General features: G+C 46.2%; 20 protein-coding genes and 1 other RNA gene. 11 read left to right on the top strand and 10 right to left on the bottom strand.

Annotated elements, in window-relative coordinates; translation table 11 throughout:
* Nucleotide 1 precedes the first annotated feature (1 nt).
* A complete protein-coding gene (pfkB, locus tag QRD89_RS14000; protein WP_286095511.1) occupies nt 2-916 on the bottom strand; it encodes a 1-phosphofructokinase in 915 nt (304 codons plus the stop codon).
* Nucleotides 913-1,662 (bottom strand): DeoR/GlpR family DNA-binding transcription regulator, encoded by a 750-nt coding sequence (locus tag QRD89_RS13995; RefSeq protein WP_008634110.1) that lies wholly within the window; start codon nt 1,660-1,662, stop codon nt 913-915. Before QRD89_RS13995 ends, pfkB begins: the two co-directional genes overlap by 4 nt.
* A 238-nt stretch (nt 1,663-1,900) precedes the next feature.
* Between QRD89_RS13995 and secG the strand changes: the two genes are divergently transcribed.
* The 3 genes from secG (at nt 1,901) to rnr (ending at nt 5,401) form a co-directional block, all read left to right on the top strand.
* Nucleotides 1,901-2,134 (top strand): preprotein translocase subunit SecG, encoded by a 234-nt coding sequence (gene secG, locus QRD89_RS13990; protein ID WP_008634112.1) that lies wholly within the window; start codon nt 1,901-1,903, stop codon nt 2,132-2,134.
* Nucleotides 2,135-2,323: 189 nt separating this feature from the next.
* Entirely contained in the window at nt 2,324-3,067 is a 744-nt protein-coding gene (locus QRD89_RS13985) for an alpha/beta hydrolase (RefSeq protein WP_008634114.1), read from the top strand.
* Nucleotides 3,068-3,109: 42 nt separating this feature from the next.
* Nucleotides 3,110-5,401 (top strand): ribonuclease R, encoded by a 2,292-nt coding sequence (gene rnr / locus QRD89_RS13980; RefSeq protein WP_008634116.1) that lies wholly within the window; start codon nt 3,110-3,112, stop codon nt 5,399-5,401.
* Nucleotides 5,402-5,435: 34 nt separating this feature from the next.
* On the opposite strand, the gene QRD89_RS13975 is transcribed toward rnr, so the two are convergent.
* Nucleotides 5,436-5,855: a Thoeris anti-defense Tad2 family protein gene (locus QRD89_RS13975; RefSeq protein WP_026578242.1), complete on the bottom strand. Its 420-nt coding sequence runs from the start codon at nt 5,853-5,855 to the stop codon at nt 5,436-5,438.
* 67 nt (nt 5,856-5,922) lie between these two features.
* Nucleotides 5,923-6,807, bottom strand: a complete 885-nt coding sequence (locus QRD89_RS13970) for a GNAT family N-acetyltransferase (RefSeq protein ID WP_286095506.1) — start codon at nt 6,805-6,807, stop codon at nt 5,923-5,925.
* 155 nt (nt 6,808-6,962) lie between these two features.
* Between QRD89_RS13970 and smpB the strand changes: the two genes are divergently transcribed.
* Entirely contained in the window at nt 6,963-7,427 is a 465-nt protein-coding gene (smpB, locus tag QRD89_RS13965; RefSeq protein ID WP_008634122.1) for an SsrA-binding protein SmpB, read from the top strand.
* A gap of 95 nt (nt 7,428-7,522) precedes the next feature.
* Nucleotides 7,523-7,883, top strand: a transfer-messenger RNA (tmRNA) gene (gene ssrA / locus QRD89_RS13960).
* Between the two features lie 67 nt (nt 7,884-7,950).
* Here the strand turns inward: ssrA and QRD89_RS13955 are convergent.
* Nucleotides 7,951-8,886 carry an arginine deiminase family protein gene (locus tag QRD89_RS13955; RefSeq protein WP_008634124.1) on the bottom strand — a complete coding sequence of 312 codons (936 nt, stop codon included), beginning with the start codon at nt 8,884-8,886 and terminating at the stop codon, nt 7,951-7,953.
* A gap of 115 nt (nt 8,887-9,001) precedes the next feature.
* Between QRD89_RS13955 and QRD89_RS13950 the strand changes: the two genes are divergently transcribed.
* Nucleotides 9,002-10,303: an amino acid permease gene (locus QRD89_RS13950; RefSeq protein ID WP_286095505.1), complete on the top strand. Its 1,302-nt coding sequence runs from the start codon at nt 9,002-9,004 to the stop codon at nt 10,301-10,303.
* Here QRD89_RS13950 and QRD89_RS13945 read toward each other — a convergent pair.
* The 3 genes from QRD89_RS13945 to QRD89_RS13935 all read right to left on the bottom strand — a co-directional run bounded on the left by QRD89_RS13945 (nt 10,298) and on the right by QRD89_RS13935 (nt 12,453).
* Nucleotides 10,298-11,041: a YqcI/YcgG family protein gene (locus QRD89_RS13945; RefSeq protein WP_286095503.1), complete on the bottom strand. Its 744-nt coding sequence runs from the start codon at nt 11,039-11,041 to the stop codon at nt 10,298-10,300. The genes QRD89_RS13950 and QRD89_RS13945 overlap by 6 nt on opposite strands.
* A gap of 67 nt (nt 11,042-11,108) precedes the next feature.
* Nucleotides 11,109-11,729, bottom strand: coding sequence for a LysE family transporter (locus QRD89_RS13940; RefSeq protein ID WP_008634130.1), 621 nt, complete (start codon nt 11,727-11,729; stop codon nt 11,109-11,111).
* 103 nt (nt 11,730-11,832) lie between these two features.
* Entirely contained in the window at nt 11,833-12,453 is a 621-nt protein-coding gene (locus QRD89_RS13935) for a spore coat protein (protein ID WP_286095501.1), read from the bottom strand.
* Between the two features lie 174 nt (nt 12,454-12,627).
* Here QRD89_RS13935 and QRD89_RS13930 point away from each other — a divergent pair, with 174 nt between their 5' ends.
* Complete coding sequence (locus QRD89_RS13930; RefSeq protein WP_286095500.1) at nt 12,628-13,230, top strand: YpjP family protein; 603 nt, start codon at nt 12,628-12,630, stop codon at nt 13,228-13,230.
* Between the two features lie 70 nt (nt 13,231-13,300).
* Here QRD89_RS13930 and QRD89_RS13925 read toward each other — a convergent pair whose 3' ends face one another.
* A complete protein-coding gene (locus QRD89_RS13925; protein ID WP_008634136.1) occupies nt 13,301-13,678 on the bottom strand; it encodes a winged helix-turn-helix transcriptional regulator in 378 nt (125 codons plus the stop codon).
* 135 nt (nt 13,679-13,813) lie between these two features.
* On the opposite strand from QRD89_RS13925, the gene QRD89_RS13920 reads away from it, so the two are divergent.
* Nucleotides 13,814-14,791: a zinc-binding dehydrogenase gene (locus QRD89_RS13920; RefSeq protein ID WP_026578247.1), complete on the top strand. Its 978-nt coding sequence runs from the start codon at nt 13,814-13,816 to the stop codon at nt 14,789-14,791.
* A gap of 37 nt (nt 14,792-14,828) precedes the next feature.
* Here the strand turns inward: QRD89_RS13920 and murB are convergent, their stop codons facing one another.
* Nucleotides 14,829-15,749 carry a UDP-N-acetylmuramate dehydrogenase gene (gene murB / locus QRD89_RS13915; protein WP_286095496.1) on the bottom strand — a complete coding sequence of 307 codons (921 nt, stop codon included), beginning with the start codon at nt 15,747-15,749 and terminating at the stop codon, nt 14,829-14,831.
* Between the two features lie 237 nt (nt 15,750-15,986).
* Between murB and QRD89_RS13910 the strand changes: the two genes are divergently transcribed.
* The 3 genes from QRD89_RS13910 (at nt 15,987) to QRD89_RS13900 (ending at nt 18,678) form a co-directional block, all read left to right on the top strand.
* Entirely contained in the window at nt 15,987-16,145 is a 159-nt protein-coding gene (locus QRD89_RS13910; protein ID WP_286095494.1) for a DUF1540 domain-containing protein, read from the top strand.
* A gap of 181 nt (nt 16,146-16,326) precedes the next feature.
* A complete protein-coding gene (gene ilvD / locus QRD89_RS13905; protein WP_035388336.1) occupies nt 16,327-18,042 on the top strand; it encodes a dihydroxy-acid dehydratase in 1,716 nt (571 codons plus the stop codon).
* Between the two features lie 63 nt (nt 18,043-18,105).
* Nucleotides 18,106-18,678 (top strand): histidine phosphatase family protein, encoded by a 573-nt coding sequence (locus QRD89_RS13900; RefSeq protein ID WP_026578249.1) that lies wholly within the window; start codon nt 18,106-18,108, stop codon nt 18,676-18,678.
* Nucleotides 18,679-18,811: the final 133 nt, after the last annotated feature.

The following is an 18,811-nucleotide window of genomic DNA, read 5'->3' as shown; positions in this document are numbered from 1 at the left end:
CTTATTTAATAGTAGTTAATTTAATTTCTGGCAGTAATTTCTCCACGTCTTCCTGCTGACAAAGGTCATCCTGGAAGGCTGTAGCACTTCCGGAAGCTACGCCGTAGCGGAATGCTTCCTCTTCCGGCTTGCCGTGGTGAAGGGCAGATAGAAAACCGGATACGACAGAATCGCCGGCTCCTACTGAATTCTTCAATACACCTTTCGGAACATTGGCGTAACGAACGCTCTCTTTTCCTACATAAACGGCGCCCTCGCCGCCCATTGATACAATGACGTGCTCCACACCTTTGTCCAAAAGTTTCTTCCCATACTCCGCTGCGAGTTCTTTGGAGTCTATCGTTACATCAAATAACTCTCCAAGTTCATGGTGATTGGGTTTCAGCAGGAATAAAGGAAGGCCGATCAGCTGTTCGAGTGCTTTTCCTGAAGTATCGGCTACTACTTTCGTTCGGTTCTCTGCGCAGATACCTACAACGGTTACGTAGAAATCAGATGGCAGGGAGGAAGGGACACTTCCTGCAAGCACAAGCGTATCGTTCTCATCCATACTGCGGATTTGTGTAAGGAGGGTTTCCTGTAATATTTCTGAGATTTCAGGTCCTGGACCGTTAATTTCAGACTCACCCTGGCTCTTCAACTTAACATTGACACGCGTGTTCTGCTTCGTGTCGATAAAGTCGTGGGATACATTTTCCGCTTCAAGAGCTTCTTTTACAAACGCTCCCGTGAACCCGCCGAGGAACCCGAGTGCTTTTGTTTCGACACCGAGTCTGCCCATGACGCGGGACACGTTGATTCCTTTTCCGCCCGGGTAGTAGAAGGTCCGTTCTGCGCGGTTCAATTCACCGGCTTCGAATCCATCTACATGCATAATGTAATCAATGGAAGGATTCAATGTACAAGTATAAATCATGTAGTCACAACCTTTATGTTCGTTTTGCTTTGATATTCTTTCAAGTCTTCTCCATCATAGTCTGTCACAATTTCAGCATCCGATAGATCGGAAATCTTAGTGAAGCTGACTTCCCCGAATTTCGAGTGATCAATCAATACATAACGCTTCCGCGAAAAACGGATCGTCGTTTGTTTGATAACAGCTTCTTCAGGATCCGGTGTCGTAAAACCGTCCTCCAGGGTGACGCCGTTCGCTCCCATGAAACAGATATCAAAGCGATACTGCTTCAAGTTATCCAAAGCGCCGGCTCCTATGACTGCGCCGGTCCGGTGTTTGACCCTTCCACCTAAGACGTATGTCGCTATCTGATGGTCATTGAGGGCATCCAGATGGGATAGACCGTTCGTTACAACAGTGATGTCGTTTTGCTTAAGGTACGGAATCATTTCGAATGTTGTGGAACCCGCATCAAGAAATATGCAATCGCCGTCCTGTACAAGGGATGCGGCAAATTTTGCTATGTGAGTTTTTTCTTTGTGAAACTTGGTAGCTTTCTCGCGCATCGTCGGTTCCGTATTCGCAGAGCTCTTCAGGGAGGCACCGCCGTGGACGCGTCTCAGCAACCCTTCCTTTTCCAAATGATCTAAGTCACGACGGATCGTTGATTCAGAAGCACCCGTAGCATCGACCAGTTGTTGTATCTTAGCTGTGTGATTGTTTTTGACTGCTTTCAGGATGAGTTGGTGACGATCTGGCGTGAGCATGCACGATCCTCCTCTCCGATGATTCCTACAACCATAATAAAGTAAGCACTTACATAAAGCAACCAAAAATAATCAAAAACAATCAATAACTTTCAACATTATACACGAAATTCGTCAAAATACGCGAAAAACCTACAAAAAATTTTAGAGTGGAATGGATAATTATCTTGCTGGAACAAGGTGTTTATGCTACATTTAAACTAGTTATTTGTACGTCTTCCGGGAGGTGTTGGATATTATGGAAACACTTGCGATTACTTTATTGACGATTGATACGGTTATTTTGATCATTCTGGTTCTTCTGCAGTCAGGAAAGAGTGCCGGGCTGTCCGGAGCTATTTCCGGCGGAGCGGAACAGCTGTTCGGTAAGCAAAAAGCAAGAGGGATTGATGCAGTCCTTCACAGAGCAACTATCGTGACAGGAGTTCTGTTCTTCGTTTTCGCTTTCTTGGCGACATATATTCTCGGGTAAAACAAAATGATGCACATAAGACCGCGCCTATTTTAAGCGCGGTTTTTCTATTTATTCCCCTGCTTCCATGATCTGCATGCATGGAAAGGAAATGCCACTTCTTCTTGCATTTGATAAAATAGAAACGATTGTGTAAGAGAATGAAATAGCGTAATTAGGACAATGATGAAGGTAAGGAGAGAATGACATATGAAAATCAAACAACCTCAGCCATTTACGTTTGAAGGAGGAGAACGTGCGGTATTATTACTACATGGATTCACGGGGCATTCTGCCGATGTGAGAATGCTGGGACGATTCCTTCAAAAGAACGGATATACGGCTCATGCGCCCATTTACAGAGGGCACGGCCGTGAACTGGAAGCTTTGATCGATGCAAGACCGGAGGATTGGTGGAAGGATGTACAGGATTCCTTGAACCATCTACGGGATTCCGGTTACGAGAAGATTGCAGTCGCTGGTCTTTCCCTAGGCGGTGTGCTCGGATTGAAAACCGCTTATTCCGAACCGATTAAAGGTCTTGTTACGATGTGTGCACCGATGTTCTTCGATAACGAAAAACAGCTCACACAAGGATTTGAATTCAAAGCAAGACAGTACAAACAACTGGAAGGCAAAGATAAAGAAACGATTGATAAAGAGGTAGCTGAGCTGCTCGATGAATCGTCTGAAATGTTCAAACAACTTGGCGCTTTTATCACAAGCGTACACGATGAAGTCGACCAAATCTACACACCGACTTTCGTTGTCCAGGCTGCACAGGATGACATGATCAACACAGATAGTGCTGACTACATCTATGAGCAGGTGGAAGCAGATCAAAAAGATATTAAATGGTACAAAAACTCCGGGCATGTCATTACGATGGATAAGGAAAAGGAACAGCTTCACGAAGATATACTTGAATTCCTTGAATCATTGGATTGGTCATAAACACCGGAGTCTTGTCCTTCATTTAAAAGGAGGTAAGACAAATTGAGTTCAGAATTAAAGCAGAAGATATTAGATTTATTCCAGGAGCATATTTCCAAACCATTATCCGTCGAAGAATTGCAGGATGCATTGGAACTTGATGGGGCTGATTCATTTAAGGAATTAATGAAGACGCTGAACAGTCTGGAAGAGGAAGGGGAGCTCGTTCGTACTAGGAAAAACCGCTTCGGTCTACCGGAGAAGATGAATTTGATCCGTGGACGAATCCAAATGCATGCCAAAGGTTTCGCATTCCTCATTCCTGATGAGGAAGACAAAGATGATGTGTACATCCATCATTCCGATTTGAATTCTTCCATGAACAATGACAAAGTACTTGTTCGAATTGAGAAGCGGAAGGAAGATGGAACAAGGCCGGAAGGTGCGGTTATCAGAATTCTTGAAAGAGCGACAACCCGCGTGGTGGGGACCTATGAATCCAGCCGCAATTTCGGTTTTGTCATTGCGGATGATAAACGTATCCCTAATGATATTTTCATTCCGAAGGGACAGACGAATGGTGCGGTGGACGGCCATAAAGTCATCGTCAATATCACCAAATTCCCTGAAGGGCGTATGAGTGCGGAAGGTGAAATTGTTGAAATACTTGGTCACAAAAATGACCCGGGTATCGATATCATTTCCATTATATATAAGCACGGAATTAAGGTGGACTTTCCGGAAGAAGTGCTGCAGCAGGCAGCGGATACACCGGAGACAATCAGTGAAGATGAAATTAAGAACCGTCGGGATCTTCGTGATGAAACGATCGTTACGATTGACGGGGCGGATGCGAAGGACTTGGATGACGCGGTTACAGTGAAGAAACTGGATAACGGCCATTTCAAACTCGGTGTTCATATCGCAGATGTTTCCTATTATGTCAAAGACGGATCTCCTATTGATAAAGAAGCGAGGGAACGCGCGACCAGTGTGTATTTGGTGGATCGGGTTATTCCTATGATTCCTCACCGGTTATCGAATGGAATCTGCTCTCTGAATCCTCAGGTGGACAGGTTGACGTTGTCCTGCGAGATGGAAATCGACAGCAGCGGTGAAGTAGTCCAACATGAAATTTTCCAAAGTGTGATCAAGACAAATGAACGAATGACATATAAAGATGTAAACAGCATTCTTGAAGATGAGGATGAGGAACTCATTAAGAAATATGAGAGCCTTGTACCGATGTTCCGGGAAATGGAAAGACTGGCCAGCACGCTGCGCGGAAAACGCATGGGACGCGGAGCTATCGATTTCGATTTCAAAGAAGCCGGCGTCGTTGTGGACGAAGAAGGAAAAGCAGTCGATGTCAAGCTTCGGGAACGGTCGGTGGCAGAGCGTTTGATTGAAGAATTCATGCTTGCAGCCAACGAAACCGTTGCGGAGCACTTCCACTGGATGGAGGTCCCTTTCATTCACCGGATTCACCAGGACCCGGATGAAGAGAAACTGCAAAAGTTCTTTGAATTTGTAGCAAACCTGGGCTATGTCGTTAAAGGCTCTGCCGAGAGTGTTCACCCGCAGGCGCTGCAGAAAGTGTTGGAAGAAGTCAAAGGGACGCAGGAAGACATGATCATATCAAAACTGATGCTCAGATCCATGCAGCAGGCTAAGTATGATCCGCAGAGCCTTGGACACTTCGGTCTTGCAACGGATTTCTATACGCACTTTACATCTCCGATCCGCCGTTACCCGGACTTAATTGTGCATCGCCTGATCCGCACTTACCTTGTAGAAGATAAGCTGGATTATAAGACGCGTAAGCATTGGAAAGATCAAATGCCGGAGATCGCCCGCCATTCGTCCGAAATGGAACGGGCGGCAGTTGATGCCGAACGGGAAACAGATGATTTGAAAAAAGCGGAATTCATGCAGGATAAAATCGGGGAAGAGTTTGAAGGTGTCATCAGTTCCATCACCAGTTTCGGTATGTTCGTTGAATTACCGAATACAGTGGAGGGCCTTGTTCATGTTAGTACTTTAACAGATGATTACTATTCCTTCCACGAAAACCAGTTCGCTATGATCGGAGAAAGGACCGGGAACGTCTTCCGTATTGGAGATGAAGTCACCATCCGTGTGACGAATGTAAATCTTGATGAACGGGTTGTGGATTTCGAAATTGACGGTATGAAGCCCCGTAAACAGCGTCCCCGTCCGGAGCGTCCGAAGCAGATTAAATCCAAAGGACCGGAACGGAAGAAAGATAAGAAGAAAAACAAGCAAAAAGGAAACAAACCATTTTATAGAAATAAAGGCGTTCCTAAAAAAGGAAGCAAGAAAAAGAAAAAATAACAAAAAAGCCGTCCATTGCGGACGGCTTTTTTGTTTAGGCACTGAGTTTGTTCTGTACGTTCTCGATGTCTTTTTCGTTGAGGTGACGGGAAGAGGTTTTTAGGTCTACATCGACATAGCGCGCCCATTGAGGCAGCTCCTGCTCGTCGATCAAATGATTGTTCAAAACCTCGCCGTTGTGTTCTGCGCAGATTTGGTAGGAAACGAACAGTCTGCCCTGCATCAGTTCACGATCGTGAGAAACGGAAACGATCGTCCAGCGGTCTTTTTCTACCTGCTCCCAGTCGTCTGCGAGAGCGTCTGTCGTGGAGAGTTGATAGATAGCCGGTTCATTGTGATCGAAAAAGCTTATCGTTCCTTGTTCGTCCTTCGTTATATATCCAGCACTTGTCCATGAAGTACGTCGTAATGCATTACCTTCGTCCAACAGCTGTACGGCTTGAATAAAGTTCATTTTATCATTTATCCTTTCTGGAGAAGAAGTTTCACCATCAGGATTTTAAAGACTAAACCCACTCGTGTCAATACTTACAGGTTGATTTCATTAAAAAGTCAAGATGGTTCCGCTTCCATTGTCCGTACAGGATCCAAGGGTCCTGAAATTCAAAGGCAGTCGTGTTTGGGATGGTTTGGAAGCCTGCTTCGGTAAAGTCAAACCAGCACCCATCATTTTCGCTGTTCTTCTTCCAGTACTCCAGCACGGTTTCATAAAAACCGGGTTGATGAAAAGCATCATCCCAACTGTATTTCACATGGGCATATGCTTCACCTTTTACATCATTTCTAATGATCATAAAACGATCCTCTGCTTTGTTTATGTAGAAAGAGGAAGCTTTCATGTAAGCATCTGTAAAGAATACCTCGTCGTAGGGAAGGGGATAGTAGCATTCATAAGGGAAAACCTTTGAAGCGTACTGCATCAGAAGGCTGCGTTTATGAGAGGGATCGGTGACTTCCTCCCAGACAGGCCCTGGTGTGTGCCCTTTCAAGTGCTCTGGTTTCTTAAGGATGACGGCATGAGTAACCGATTCACCGTGAAAACCGAGTTTGGAAAATACTCTTCTCGCTGCTTTATTGTTTATTTGTGTGTGCCCTCCGAACCAACGGATATTTTCATTTATTTGAAAATCTTCAATAACGCGGGAAAGCAGGTTGGTGGAGCAGCCCTTTCCTTGGTGCCGTAGGTCACTCCGCAGCCGCCCCAGCATCGCATAACGTCCCTTGCCATATAGACTGATGCCGCAGATGGAAAGGAGGGCATCGTCTTCAAACATCCCGTACAAGTACTCGTTATCCGATTCCACTAAACGTGGAAAGATACGCAGCACGTAATCATCTTCTATTCCTGTATCCATTCGCTTAAAGACATCATAGTCGTTTCGTGTTAAGCGCCTTACATCAGCCATCGCTTGTTCTCCTTTTCTATATATACCTCCATCTTCTCATATGCCGTTTAAAGAAGTCTATTCTAATAAATCAGATAATTGCGACGTTCGTTTGGAATTGGAAACAACGGGTACATTTGGTACAATAGAAGGTACGCGAAAGAGGAGGAAAGCTTATGCCTAAGGGAAACGGAAAGACATTAGCACAAAATAAAAAAGCACGTCATGATTACCATATAGAAGAGACGTTTGAAGCGGGCATTGTCCTTCAGGGCACGGAGATCAAGTCGATCCGTAATGGACGCCTAAATTTGAAAGACAGCTTCGCCCGGATTAATAAAGGGGAAGTGTTTCTCCATAACATGCATATTTCGCCTTATGAACAGGGGAACATCTTCAATCACGACCCGACTCGGGCGCGTAAACTGCTTCTGCACCGAAAAGAAATCAACCAGCTTATTGGTCAGACCCAGCAGAAAGGGTATTCGGTCGTACCGCTCAAAGTCTATATAAAAAACGGGGTAGCGAAGGTTTTAATTGGACTCGGTAAAGGGAAGAAGAAATATGACAAACGGGAAGACTTGAAGCAGAAACAGCAGAAACGGGAAATTGACCGCGCCATGAAAGACAGCCTGCGGTAGCTCCGGGTTGAAAAAATAAATGTTTCTGTTATAATAATATTTGTCGTCAATATGACATTGGATACAGCTTGACTGTACTCCCTTTTAATCCTAACGGGGACGTTACGGATTCGACGGGGATAGGTCGAGCTCGGGTCGCGAGTCGAGCGACGTCTCGTAAACCGTCATTTGCCTATAATAACTGGCGAATCTAAACAAAACCTAGCTGTAGCTGCGTAAGTAGTCTATAGCTGATCCTTCCCGGCATCGCCCATGTGCTGGATGAAGGGTCTCAAACTGAAGTGGGCTACGCGTTTCTCCACCGCCTGAGGAGAGACGAAGAGACTAATCAGGCTAGCTCCTCGGAAGCCTGTTGATAGGCCGAAGAGGTAGTGAATGATAATATATCAACTACGCCCGTAGAAGCCCGAGTGCCGATATCTCCGGACGTGGGTTCGACTCCCACCGTCTCCACCAATACATACTATTGGTGGTTTTTTTATGCTTAAAAAACAGAAAGCTGCCCCTGAAGGAGCAGCTTTTTTTATTCTCTTGTCACAGGCAGCGTCATGCAGCGTATTCCACCACCGCCTTTTTCCAGTTCATCAACATCAATTTCAATCAGCCGCTTCTTTCGGAAGACATCTTCTTTAAGAATTTTTTTATTTGCTTTCGTACTGATCAGGATGGTTTCCGGATCCAAATTAAGAAAGTTAATATCTGCGACAGTATGCTTTACATCATCGGTCCACACGGGGGAATAGCCGTGACGCTCAAGGAAGGGGCCTGTCATCATATACGAAGCACCATCCTCCTTCCATACTTCCACAGGAAAGAAACGCATGTAGCTTTTGCAGAGGATGGAAGTCGCACCTATGATGGCGCAGTTCATATCCAAGTGCATTTCCGCTCCTTGTCGGGGCAGATCAATGATACCGACTTCTGAGAATCCGCTTGCAAGCAGTCGATCTTTCAAAAGTCGTGCGCTCTCGTGACTGGAGCGTAATCCTACATTGATAAAGACGGCATCTCTGCTGAGAAGGAGAACATCTCCAAATTCGAGCGCGTGCAGAGGATCGTTCCAGTCAACAGAATATTGGTCAGGACTTGTCCATTTCTCAAAAAGAGGATGCGCAAGCCGGTATTCCGGCCGTCTTAGAGAGGTGCCAGCTTCACCAGGGATGAATATCGATCCGAAACTGCAGGCAAGATCTCTTGTGAAATAACGGTTGATTAATTGTTTATGGGTGTTTTGGTCCTCTTTAGACAAGTAATTGCAGTAGTTGATCACTTCTACACCCTCTGTCTTCATCGCATCCACCATGCCTTCGAAAGAGGCCCTAGCTTTGTCGGATTGGACGGGCTTTTCCCACTGCACATAATCCGCAGTTTTCTGATCGGGAATATCGAGACAGGATGGTGTACAGACGATGACAGTCTTCAAACGATCAAATTCATTCCAGCAGTTCGGATTCAGCATAACACGTTCCCCCTGGTCATTTTTAAATTTAGTTTGTCCCTACGTGCTTTATCCATTCGTTTACATAAACTTCTCATTTCCCCTAAGACTAAGAAATAAAAAGGGGGAGAAAACCGTGGATGGAAAGCTGACTTGGTGGCAGATGTCCTTCATAGGCGTGGGCTGTATTATCGGAACAGGATTTTTCTTAGGGTCAAGCATAGCGATAGAACTGGCCGGGCCGTCGGTCCTTGTTTGTTATCTGGCAGCCGGAATCGGTACCTATATCGTTTTTCACGCCCTTGCTTCTATGACGGCACACCATCCAGAGAAAGGGTCCTTCCGTACGTATGCGAAACAGGCATTTGGAACGTGGGCGGGATTTGGGAACGGTTGGCTGTACTGGTGCTCCGAAATGCTTATTATGGGGAGTCAATTAACTGCCTTAGCAATATTCGCCAGGTTCTGGTTCCCGAATGTGCCTCTTTGGTTGTGTGCGGCCTGTTTCGCGGTGCTTGGTCTGAGTGTGTTGTGGATCGGTACACAATTAATTGAGAAACTTGAGAATATATGCGGGCTGATTAAATTGGCAGCACTCGTCATGTTTCTTATCTTAGCGATTGTCGCTCTCTTCGGGGGCTTTGAGAAATCCGCCGGACAAACCCTTTCCTCTCCGCTGGAAGAATTTTTCACGCAGGGGTTCAACGGGATATGGGCAGCTCTGATCTTTTGTTTTTATGCCTTTGGTGGAATAGAAGTGATGGGGCTGATGGCAAAGGAATTAAAAGATCCCAAGGACGCATTAAGGTCGGGTAAGTGGATGCTTCTTGCGTTGACGGTCCTCTATATTCTGGGGTTCTGGCTGGTTATGGAGATTGTTTCGTGGGCAGCGATATCGCCCGATGAGAGTCCTTTTCTTTCGGCCTTGAAGACGTTCTCCCTTCCGTTGGTCCCTGATATCTTCAACGGTCTTTTGATTGTTGCCGGATTTTCGACGATGGTCGCCTCGCTGTATGCTGTCACTACGATGTTAATGACTTTGAGTGAGGAGGGGGATGCTCCGGCTCGGTTTAAGGAAGAGAAATCGGGAAGGGTTTCCGGAGCAGCATTCTTGCTTACTGTGATCGTGGTCGCCGCTTCGGTTATTCTCGCCGTCTGGCTGCCTGAGACGATCTTCGAGTATATCACCACGGCTGCGGGACTGCTCCTTCTTTATAACTGGGCATTCATCCTCCTCTCTTATTATAAATTAATGGCTCGGGCATGGTTTGCCAAGATCAGGGTTACAACCGGTCTCCTGCTTCTATTGTCCGCGGTGACAGGTACACTTCTTGAAAAGATTGCAAGAACCGGCTTTTATGTAAGTCTGCTGTTTCTCATTGTGATCGCAATTGCCACCTATATAAAGCAAAAACAGTCTCCGATCATGAAGTCATGATCGGAGACTGTTCCATTTCTGTTTCATTGCCATAAAAGGGCACTTAGAAGGCGAGGTATTCTCTTCTGCTAGAAAATATTGTTTCCATTCGTGGTTATTCTCTTCTCCGTACCACTTAAGGGAAGGGTGGATAGGGAGGTCATCATAAATAGAAAGACGTTTCCTGATAACATTCTGCAGTTTTCTCCCTAGCGGAGTGGAAGCGTTTATTTTTTCAAATACAAAGCGGGGCTGGAAGGCGAGAAGCAGATAAGGAAAGTGTCTGCTCTTCCTTCGTTCGTGAGCGGGAGTCGCGCAGAAAGCGAAGTAAGGCTCTCCGTCGTAACAGAATTCCCAGGCAGGATCTGATGGATCAAGTGGGATATGTTCGGGCCATTCTCTTTTGTCCGCAGCGTGACATTCATTTAGAAGGTTCCAGAACAATGACTCATAATCTTTGATTTGATAAGAATGGAGGCAAGGCTCACACAAAACGACAAGAGAAGCGTAATCACCCGTTTCTCTTGAAATTGTTCCGTATTGCTTTAAAATTTGTCCAAGTGTTTCCGGCGCAGCGGATCCGCTTGGATCGGATAAAAATGCGAACCGCAGCATATCCTCTTTGAATCCTTGGATACCGGGAACACATGGATAGGGGCTCTCTCTGGAGAGCATCATTTCGGAAAAGCTTGTGAAGGCTTTAGACTGCCAAGTGGTTCGTTCCGGAGCATTCTCCAGTTCTGTTTTTCTGTAAAGCATAAACAAGCGCGCTCCTTCCTGGGGATACATACCTATCGTATGGAAGGAGGAGAATGCGGGTGTTTGTCTATCCGAAAATCATTCGGTATGCTTGAAAGCCAAAATACACTCCGAAGCCCATCAGCATGATTCCGGACGTAATGGATACGCCGCGAAGCAGTCGTCCGGTGAGTAGACGGCGTGCGCCGGATGCGGCGAGTGCCATCAGGATGTCCCATAACATGATGCCGAGAAATATGCCGCCGCTGTATAGAAGTATCTCTGCGTCATCATATCTGGACGAAACCTCGGCGAGAATGGAACCGTAAATCCCCATCCAAAACAGAATGTTCAAAGGATTTGTCAGGGCCATAAGGAAGCCTGTCCGAAACGATTTCCTTTTCGAGCTGCCGGATATGTGCTCCTCTTCGTTCCACCCTCCGGAGGAGTGGATACTTTCCACTCCCGTATAGAGAAGAACGAAAGCCCCGAACGACCAGAGGAAGCTCTTAACAAGAGGGAAATCGACATACTGGGCCAGTCCAAGATAAATAAGCAGCATAAACAGGGCATCTGCTGCCATCGCTCCGATTCCGACAAGCCATGCATGGAGAAAACCGTAACGAACTCCTTTGTCCAACTGGGCGGCGTTAATAGGACCGAGGGGAGCGGATAGGGAGATGCCGAGTAGTATGTAACTGAAAAACATCCAATTCCTCCTTTATGGGAGCGGTTGTTTCTATTATACGATGCTTCTTTTCAACATATGAAAGAGGAAAGAGGCCCGGGCAGCCGGATCTCTTTCCTGTAGATCAGTGCATTTGGTTTTGGGACTGCACCGTCGTATAGCTTTGCAGCATTTGATTCATGTCCTGCTGCTGCAGCTGCGGCACTTGGTAATAGGCATGTTTGTTCTGATAAAGAAAAATCTCATAGCTCATTTCGATGAAGTTGGGAACGCTGTCTGCGATGACACGACGAAGAACGGGGTTTGTCATCTCAAGCGCGGTCATAGAAAGGAGTGTTGCAAGTCCTTTCGTTTGGCCGAGCATATAGGCGGAAAGACCATTCTCCGAAAGATCATTGACAGACTGATTCGGCTTTTTCGGTTGCCCAGGCTTGATACCATAGACGACTTCATTACTCTGCTGCATTTTATACTGCTGTGTGTCTACAGATGGATCCTGTCCGCTGCGGAAGCTTTCCACAATGGTATTATAGAGCTGAGTGACGAACATTTCCTGACGCTTTAAAATATCCTTCAACTCTTGATCCTTTATATGCTGGTCGTACATTTGATACTGGTCGAGCATCGTTATGATTCCAGCAATGACTTCATGAGCGTCAAACAGCTCATGCCCTCCGTGGGCCTGGCTCGTATGGTTCGTCGGCATTTGCGCCTGTTGTTGGGCTTGGTTTTGAGTTACGTTCATGGATCCATCCTCCTTAAGATCTTGGTACATCTTATGGATTCCCAAGCTGGCTGTATTCATGAATAGTAAATGATGCATAGTATTTTGGAAGCGATTTCAGCGCATGTATGGACAAGCTGTCTGAAAATGGTATACAATTATAAATAAGTGATTACATAAAAGGGAGTAAATGCAATGAAACCGTTGATGAAGAGAATATTCGTTGTTCTTATATCCGTTATGACATTGGGGATGTATGTCCCTCCCATTCATATAGATGCAGATGCTGCAGAGAAGAAACATATCGGAGGGGAAGGGTCCATTAAAGAACAGAGCGGCCTTCTTTCCGAAGAAGAACTTGATTTAGACGCACCGCCGTTCGAAGCGCAGACATCAGAGCAGCGTATTCAACAATTAACGGAGTCTGCGAAATCACAGACGGTGATCAAGATGGGACCAAGAATTATTGAAAAAGTGGACGCTGATATGACTTCGGAGATTCTTCCGAAAATAGAAGAGGTCGTCACAGATCTTTTGGTGAACGCCGGGGATGAAGAAGTACCATATTTGGAGATAACAGAAGAGCCGACAGCAGGCTATGGAGAGAAGATATTTAATGTATATAACCAACGGACAAAAGAAGAAATAGCCAGATTCCATGTCCGCAGAGATAAACGGCCGGGCGAAGGGTACTGGTTCAATTTCCATTACCATTTGAAAGATGATCAATTTGTTAAGCACCATCAAATCGGTGAGGTATTCTGGGAGAAGAATACTCCCCCGAAATGGATGTCCTAAGTATTTTATTTCTTACCTGAGTGAAGTATGAGGCGTGATAAAGAAGGAGGCCGTAACAGGGCCTCCTTTTTTAGTTCTGTTCCTTTATAAAATCCGTTTGCGTCCAACACCTGTTCATTTGAATTCCGTGGCCCTCTGCGTACTCATCACCCCAGCGGCACATCGCGTACAAAGCAGGCTGCAGACCGCGGCCGAGATCTGTCGTTGTATATTCTACCCGCGGGGGTACCTCATCATAAACAGTGCGTTCCACCAAGCCGTGTTCTTCCAATTCCCTTAATTGCTGTGCCAGCATCTTACGTGTGATTCCCGGCACGGATCGCTGCAGTTCGTTGAAACGCTTCGTACCCTCGTTCAAGTTCCATAACAGAAGCACCTTCCATTTCCCTCCAATGATATCGATGACGAGATCGATGGCGCATGTATATTCCGGTTGTAATTTCTTCATATTCATTCCTCCAAATAAACCGCCTATGTTACTGTCTGGTAACTACGTTACGGAAAAGTGCCTTCTTGTCCGCAGACCGGCATCTGTTTTAGTATAGAGGATGAAAGTGTGAATGTTAAATAAAGGAGTGTCATCATGAAAGCATTGGTTCTTAAGAATAAAAATAAATGGCGTGAGATGCAGATAGAAGAAGTGATTACCCCGGATCCTGGCAATGGAGAAGTACTGGTGGAGGTACAGGCGGTAGGACTGAATCCAGTGGACTATAAAACAGGTACGAACGGCAACCCGGCATGGAGTTATCCTCATATTCTCGGGTTGGACGTTGCGGGTACGATTGCCGGGGTCGGAGAGGATGTACAAGGATGGAAAGTTGGAGACCCGGTCGTCTATCACGGGGATCTGCGCACGAGCGGAGGATACTCGGAATTTGATGTAGCAGATGCGGATATTCTGTCCCGCATTCCGTCGGGAGTGTCTTTTGCTGAAGCGGCTGCTCTTCCTACCGCTGGATATACGGCTTACCAGGCTGTCCATCGGAAGCTTCCTTTAGATCGTGTGAATTCTCTCTTGATTCACGCCGGGGCTGGAGGAGTAGGTGGATTCGCTGTTCAACTGGCCAAAATGGCAGGCAAGACCGTTTATACGACAGCATCGGAACACAACCATGAATATGTCCGTTCTTTAGGGGCTGATGGAGTCATTGATTATCGTCAGGAAGATGTTCATACCAAGATTATGGAATGGACAGAGGGACGAGGGGTGGATGCGGTTATTGATACGGTCAGCCGGGATAATGCAACGGCCTCTCTTGATTCCATTGCCTATATGGGGCATATCGTTTATATAGCGGGTGCACCTGATTTCACAAAGGTTAAGCCGTTCACCAGTGTCGTTTCTTATCATGAAGTGGCATTGGCTGCCAATCATAAAGCTGGTCGGGAAGCAAGAAAAGATCTCGGTATGATGGGAGATGCTATGCTCCGATTCGTTGCCGATAAGAAACTCTCTCCAATGCTGAAGGATACTGTTGCCATGGAAGAAGTTCCGGCTGCACTGGAAAGGCTGTCTGAGAGACACGTTAATGGAAAACTTGTAGCGGTGTGGAAATAATAGAAAAAAGGCTGTGCAGCTGCACAGCCTTCTTTTTTTATTCTTTATCTTCTCCGATAATCCGTACTTCCCTTTCCAATTCCACGCCGAACTTCTGCTTCACTGTTTTCTGTACGTGCTCGATGAGGGAGATATAATCGGAGGTGGATGCATTATCTTTATTGACGATAAAACCGGCATGTTTCTTGGAAACTTCCGCTCCACCGATGTTCGTACCTTGAAGGTCGCTGTCCTGAATCAGCTTTCCTGCGAAATATCCAGGCGGACGTTTGAATACACTTCCGCACGAAGGGTATTCCAACGGCTGCTTCGATTCACGCTTGTAAGTCAGGTCGTCCATGACTTCTTTGATTTCTTCGTAGGACGCAGGTTTTAAGTGGAACGTCGCTTCTACTACGATGTCCCCGTTTGCAGCAATATTGCTGGTCCTGTAATCAAGGTCCAGCTCGGAAGCGAGTCGTTTCACGAGGTTTCCTTCTTTGTCAACAACGTAGGCGTAGTCAAGCACATCCTTGACCTCCCCGCCATAGGCTCCTGCATTCATATACAAGGCTCCTCCGACGGTACCTGGAATGCCGCAGGCGAATTCTAAACCGGACAATTTCTCCTCCAAAGCGAGGCGGGAGGCATCAATGATTCGTGCTCCACTCTGTGCGACAAGAACGCCGCCTTCAGAAGAAATGTTGTCCAGATGCTTCAAGTTGATTACAATGCCGCGAATGCCGCCGTCTTTAATAATTAAATTAGATCCATTACCCAGGAGTGTCAGGGGAATATCCTCCTCGTTGGACAACCGGACGACGTGCTGCACTTCCTCGAAAGTCGTCGGAGTGATAAAGAAGTCCGCCTTCCCTCCAAGCTTCGTATATAGATGATCTTTGAGCATCTCGTCGACTTTTACATTGTCTTCTTTCACGAGATCCAAAAGTTTATGGTACAGCTTTTCCTTTTTATTCATAAAAAAACACCATTCCTATTTGAGATGTATTCCTTCCAAACCATTCGTTCCAAAGCGCACTTATTCTCCTACCAGTTTATGAAGGGCGATAAGGAAACGTTCAATAAGCGATATAATCACGATATTTATTCTAACATAAATGACCGTAGTAGTTGGGTAGGAATTTGTTTGGGCGTATTTGGCACGAATAGGCGTGTGCACACAAGGCAATCTATGTCTGTAAGGGAGGTGTGTAAGATGGCCCTTGATGTCAGATGCGAAGTGCGCAACTGTGTACACAACCGGGACGGCAAAGCCTGTGGTGCAGATGAAATTTTTGTCGTCAGCCGCTCAGGAAAGAAAGCCAGTGACAGCAAAGAAACAGATTGTAAGACGTTCGAACCTGCGAGTTTGTAATGTTGAGAAGGCCTGCTTTTGACAGCAGGCTTTTTTTCATTTTTTTCGGAAGAAGAAAGCGCTTAACCAATGCTGAAAGTTCGTTATTTTCTGAAAAGTCATTGCCATTTCATGCTCTTGTTAGTATCATCATGGTAAGTTGTTTTCATAAGAAAAATCGACAAGAAATTCATAAGCCAGGATGGAAAGGGTGTCAGCATTGGAGAAGACAAAAAAAGATTTACGGATAAAGAGTAAAGTCATCAGTGAAGGTGTAAACAGAGTTCCAAACCGCTCGATGCTGCGTGCAGTCGGATTTACAGACGAAGATTTCAAAAAGCCGATGATTGGTATTGCCAGTACTTGGAGTGAAGTGACTCCGTGTAACGTACATATAGATAAATTGGCACGGGAAGCCAAGGACGGGGCGCGCGATAACGGAGGCGCACCGATGATATTCAATACGATTACCGTTGCAGATGGTATTGCTATGGGACATGAGGGAATGTTCTACTCCCTTCCAAGTCGTGAAGTGATCGCAGATTCCATTGAAACCGTAACGAATGCCGAGCGTCTAGACGGTATCGTTGCTATAGGAGGCTGTGACAAGACGACTCCGGGGTGTCTTATTTCCATTGGTAGAATGAATATTCCTTCCGTTTATGTATACGGAGGAACCATACAGCCGGGTAAATTGAATGGTGAAGACATCGATATCGTCTCCTCTTTCGAAGCAGTCGGCCAATATCACGAAGGAACAATCGGAGAGGAAGAGCTGCACAAAGTAGAGTGTCATGCCTGTCCAGGCGCCGGTGCATGTGGAGGTATGTACACAGCTAATACTATGGCTTCAGCCGTGGAAGCTCTTGGAATGAGTATTCCAGGTTCTTCTTCTACGCCTGCAGTGAATGACTATAAAGAATCAGAATGTAAACAGGCTGGAGAATTGGTCATTGAACTGTTGGAGAAAGATATCTATCCTCGAGACATTATGACAAAAGAAGCGTTTGAGAACGCTATTACCGTCGTTATGGCTCTTGGGGGATCCACCAATGCGTTTCTTCACCTGCTGGCCATTGCCCATTCAGCCGGTGTCGACTTGACGCTGGATGACTTTGAGCGGGTCAGACAGGAAGTTCCTCACATTGCTGATATGAAGCCGAGCGGTAAATACGTCATGCAGGACCTTTACGAGGCGGGTGGCGTACCTGCAGTTATGAAGCTTCTTCTTGAAGAAGGGCTGCTTCATGGGGATTGTCTGACAGTAACAGGTAAAACGGTGGCAGAGAACCTTGCGGAGGTTCCTTCTTTGAAAGAAGGCCAGCAGGTCATCGTACCGTTTGATAAACCGATTAAACCTAAAGGCCCATTGGTTGTCATGAAGGGGAATCTGGCACCGGAAGGCGCTGTTGCAAAAATGTCCGGTCAGAAGATCAGCCGCTTTGAAGGGCCTGCCCGTGTCTTTGACGGAGAGGACGCAACGACAGAAGCTATCGTTAATGATGAAGTAAAAGCCGGAGATGTGATCGTAATTCGCAATGTAGGACCAAAGGGCGGACCTGGAATGCCGGAAATGCTGTCTATTACAGCGATGATTGTCGGGAAAGGTTTAAATGGGAAAGTCGCTTTAATGACAGATGGACGCTTTTCCGGAGGATCCCACGGGTTCGTCATCGGACACGTGGCTCCGGAAGCATATGTAGGTGGACCGATCGGTCTTCTGCAGGACGGTGACATCATCACCATTGACAGTGACACGCAGCAGATCAATGTCGATCTCAGCGAAGAAGAGTTCGAACGTCGCAGACAGGGGTGGATGAAACCGGAGCCCAAGCATACATCCGGGGTTCTTGCCAAGTACGCCCGTCTCGTCTCTTCTTCTGCAAAAGGTGCGGTAACAGATTTAGATTTGGAATAAACCTAGACAAGGGATCGTTGTTCAGACGATCCCTTATTTTATTTACAGAGAGGAGCAGTCCAATTGAAGGTATTACTAATTAGACACGGTGTTACCTCATGGAATAAAGAAAAGAGGGCACAAGGGTCGGCGGATATCCCATTGGATGAAGAAGGGAAAGCCCAGGCACGGATGCTTGCCGCCCGACTCAAAGGGGAGAAATGGGATGTTCTATGTGCCAGTCCGTTATTACGGGCAGTGGAAACTGCCGAAATTATTCAGGACAGCGTCGGTGCCCCCGTTTTTTATACCGATGAAAGGCTTAAAGAAGTGGACGGCGGTCAAATCGAAGGAACGACGGAAGAAGAGCGGGTGGCCCGCTGGGGGAAAGAATGGCGAGGGATCGACCTTGGAATAGAGAAGCCGGATAAGATCATGGAGCGTACGCAAGACTTTATGGCCGCTCTATTAAATAAGTCAAAAGGAAAACGGGTGATCGTCGTCACACACGGAGGCTGGATTGGGAACTGGTTGAAAGCAGAAGAAGTGGAAGGTGTGGAAGGGAATCTGGATAATACATCATTGACCGAACTGGAGTGGCGAGACGGAAACTGGCTGTGCCACACCTTCAACTGCGTCCGACATTTATCTGATTGAGCGGTCCCTTTTAAGGGATCGCTTTTTTGTGTGGAAATGCCTAAATAGAAATTTCTTCAAAAAAAGGGTTGCATAATCCATCAACCGAATATAAACTGTTACATAACAGATAAACAAAATACAATCTGTTATA

The sequence above is a fragment of the Halobacillus sp. ACCC02827 genome (genome assembly GCF_030291935.1).
GTDB lineage: Bacteria > Bacillota > Bacilli > Bacillales > Halobacillaceae > Halobacillus.
The sequence above is the reverse complement of the archived record's forward strand: the minus strand, read 5'-3'. Positions and strand labels throughout refer to the sequence as shown.

Bases quoted from the DNA above. Each gene is read 5' to 3' on its own strand.
- pfkB (WP_286095511.1), bottom strand. From the start codon at position 916: ATGATTTATACTTGTACATTGAATCCTTCCATTGATTACATTATGCAT.
- QRD89_RS13995 (WP_008634110.1), bottom strand. From the start codon at position 1,662: ATGCTCACGCCAGATCGTCACCAACTCATCCTGAAAGCAGTCAAAAAC.
- secG (WP_008634112.1), top strand. From the start codon at position 1,901: ATGGAAACACTTGCGATTACTTTATTGACGATTGATACGGTTATTTTG.
- QRD89_RS13985 (WP_008634114.1), top strand. From the start codon at position 2,324: ATGAAAATCAAACAACCTCAGCCATTTACGTTTGAAGGAGGAGAACGT.
- QRD89_RS13975 (WP_026578242.1), bottom strand. From the start codon at position 5,855: ATGAACTTTATTCAAGCCGTACAGCTGTTGGACGAAGGTAATGCATTA.
- QRD89_RS13970 (WP_286095506.1), bottom strand. From the start codon at position 6,807: ATGGCTGATGTAAGGCGCTTAACACGAAACGACTATGATGTCTTTAAG.
- smpB (WP_008634122.1), top strand. From the start codon at position 6,963: ATGCCTAAGGGAAACGGAAAGACATTAGCACAAAATAAAAAAGCACGT.
- QRD89_RS13955 (WP_008634124.1), bottom strand. From the start codon at position 8,886: ATGCTGAATCCGAACTGCTGGAATGAATTTGATCGTTTGAAGACTGTC.
- QRD89_RS13945 (WP_286095503.1), bottom strand. From the start codon at position 11,041: ATGCTTTACAGAAAAACAGAACTGGAGAATGCTCCGGAACGAACCACT.
- QRD89_RS13940 (WP_008634130.1), bottom strand. From the start codon at position 11,729: ATGTTTTTCAGTTACATACTACTCGGCATCTCCCTATCCGCTCCCCTC.
- QRD89_RS13935 (WP_286095501.1), bottom strand. From the start codon at position 12,453: ATGAACGTAACTCAAAACCAAGCCCAACAACAGGCGCAAATGCCGACG.
- QRD89_RS13930 (WP_286095500.1), top strand. From the start codon at position 12,628: ATGAAACCGTTGATGAAGAGAATATTCGTTGTTCTTATATCCGTTATG.
- QRD89_RS13925 (WP_008634136.1), bottom strand. From the start codon at position 13,678: ATGAAGAAATTACAACCGGAATATACATGCGCCATCGATCTCGTCATC.
- QRD89_RS13920 (WP_026578247.1), top strand. From the start codon at position 13,814: ATGAAAGCATTGGTTCTTAAGAATAAAAATAAATGGCGTGAGATGCAG.
- murB (WP_286095496.1), bottom strand. From the start codon at position 15,749: ATGAATAAAAAGGAAAAGCTGTACCATAAACTTTTGGATCTCGTGAAA.
- QRD89_RS13910 (WP_286095494.1), top strand. From the start codon at position 15,987: ATGGCCCTTGATGTCAGATGCGAAGTGCGCAACTGTGTACACAACCGG.
- ilvD (WP_035388336.1), top strand. From the start codon at position 16,327: ATGGAAAGGGTGTCAGCATTGGAGAAGACAAAAAAAGATTTACGGATA.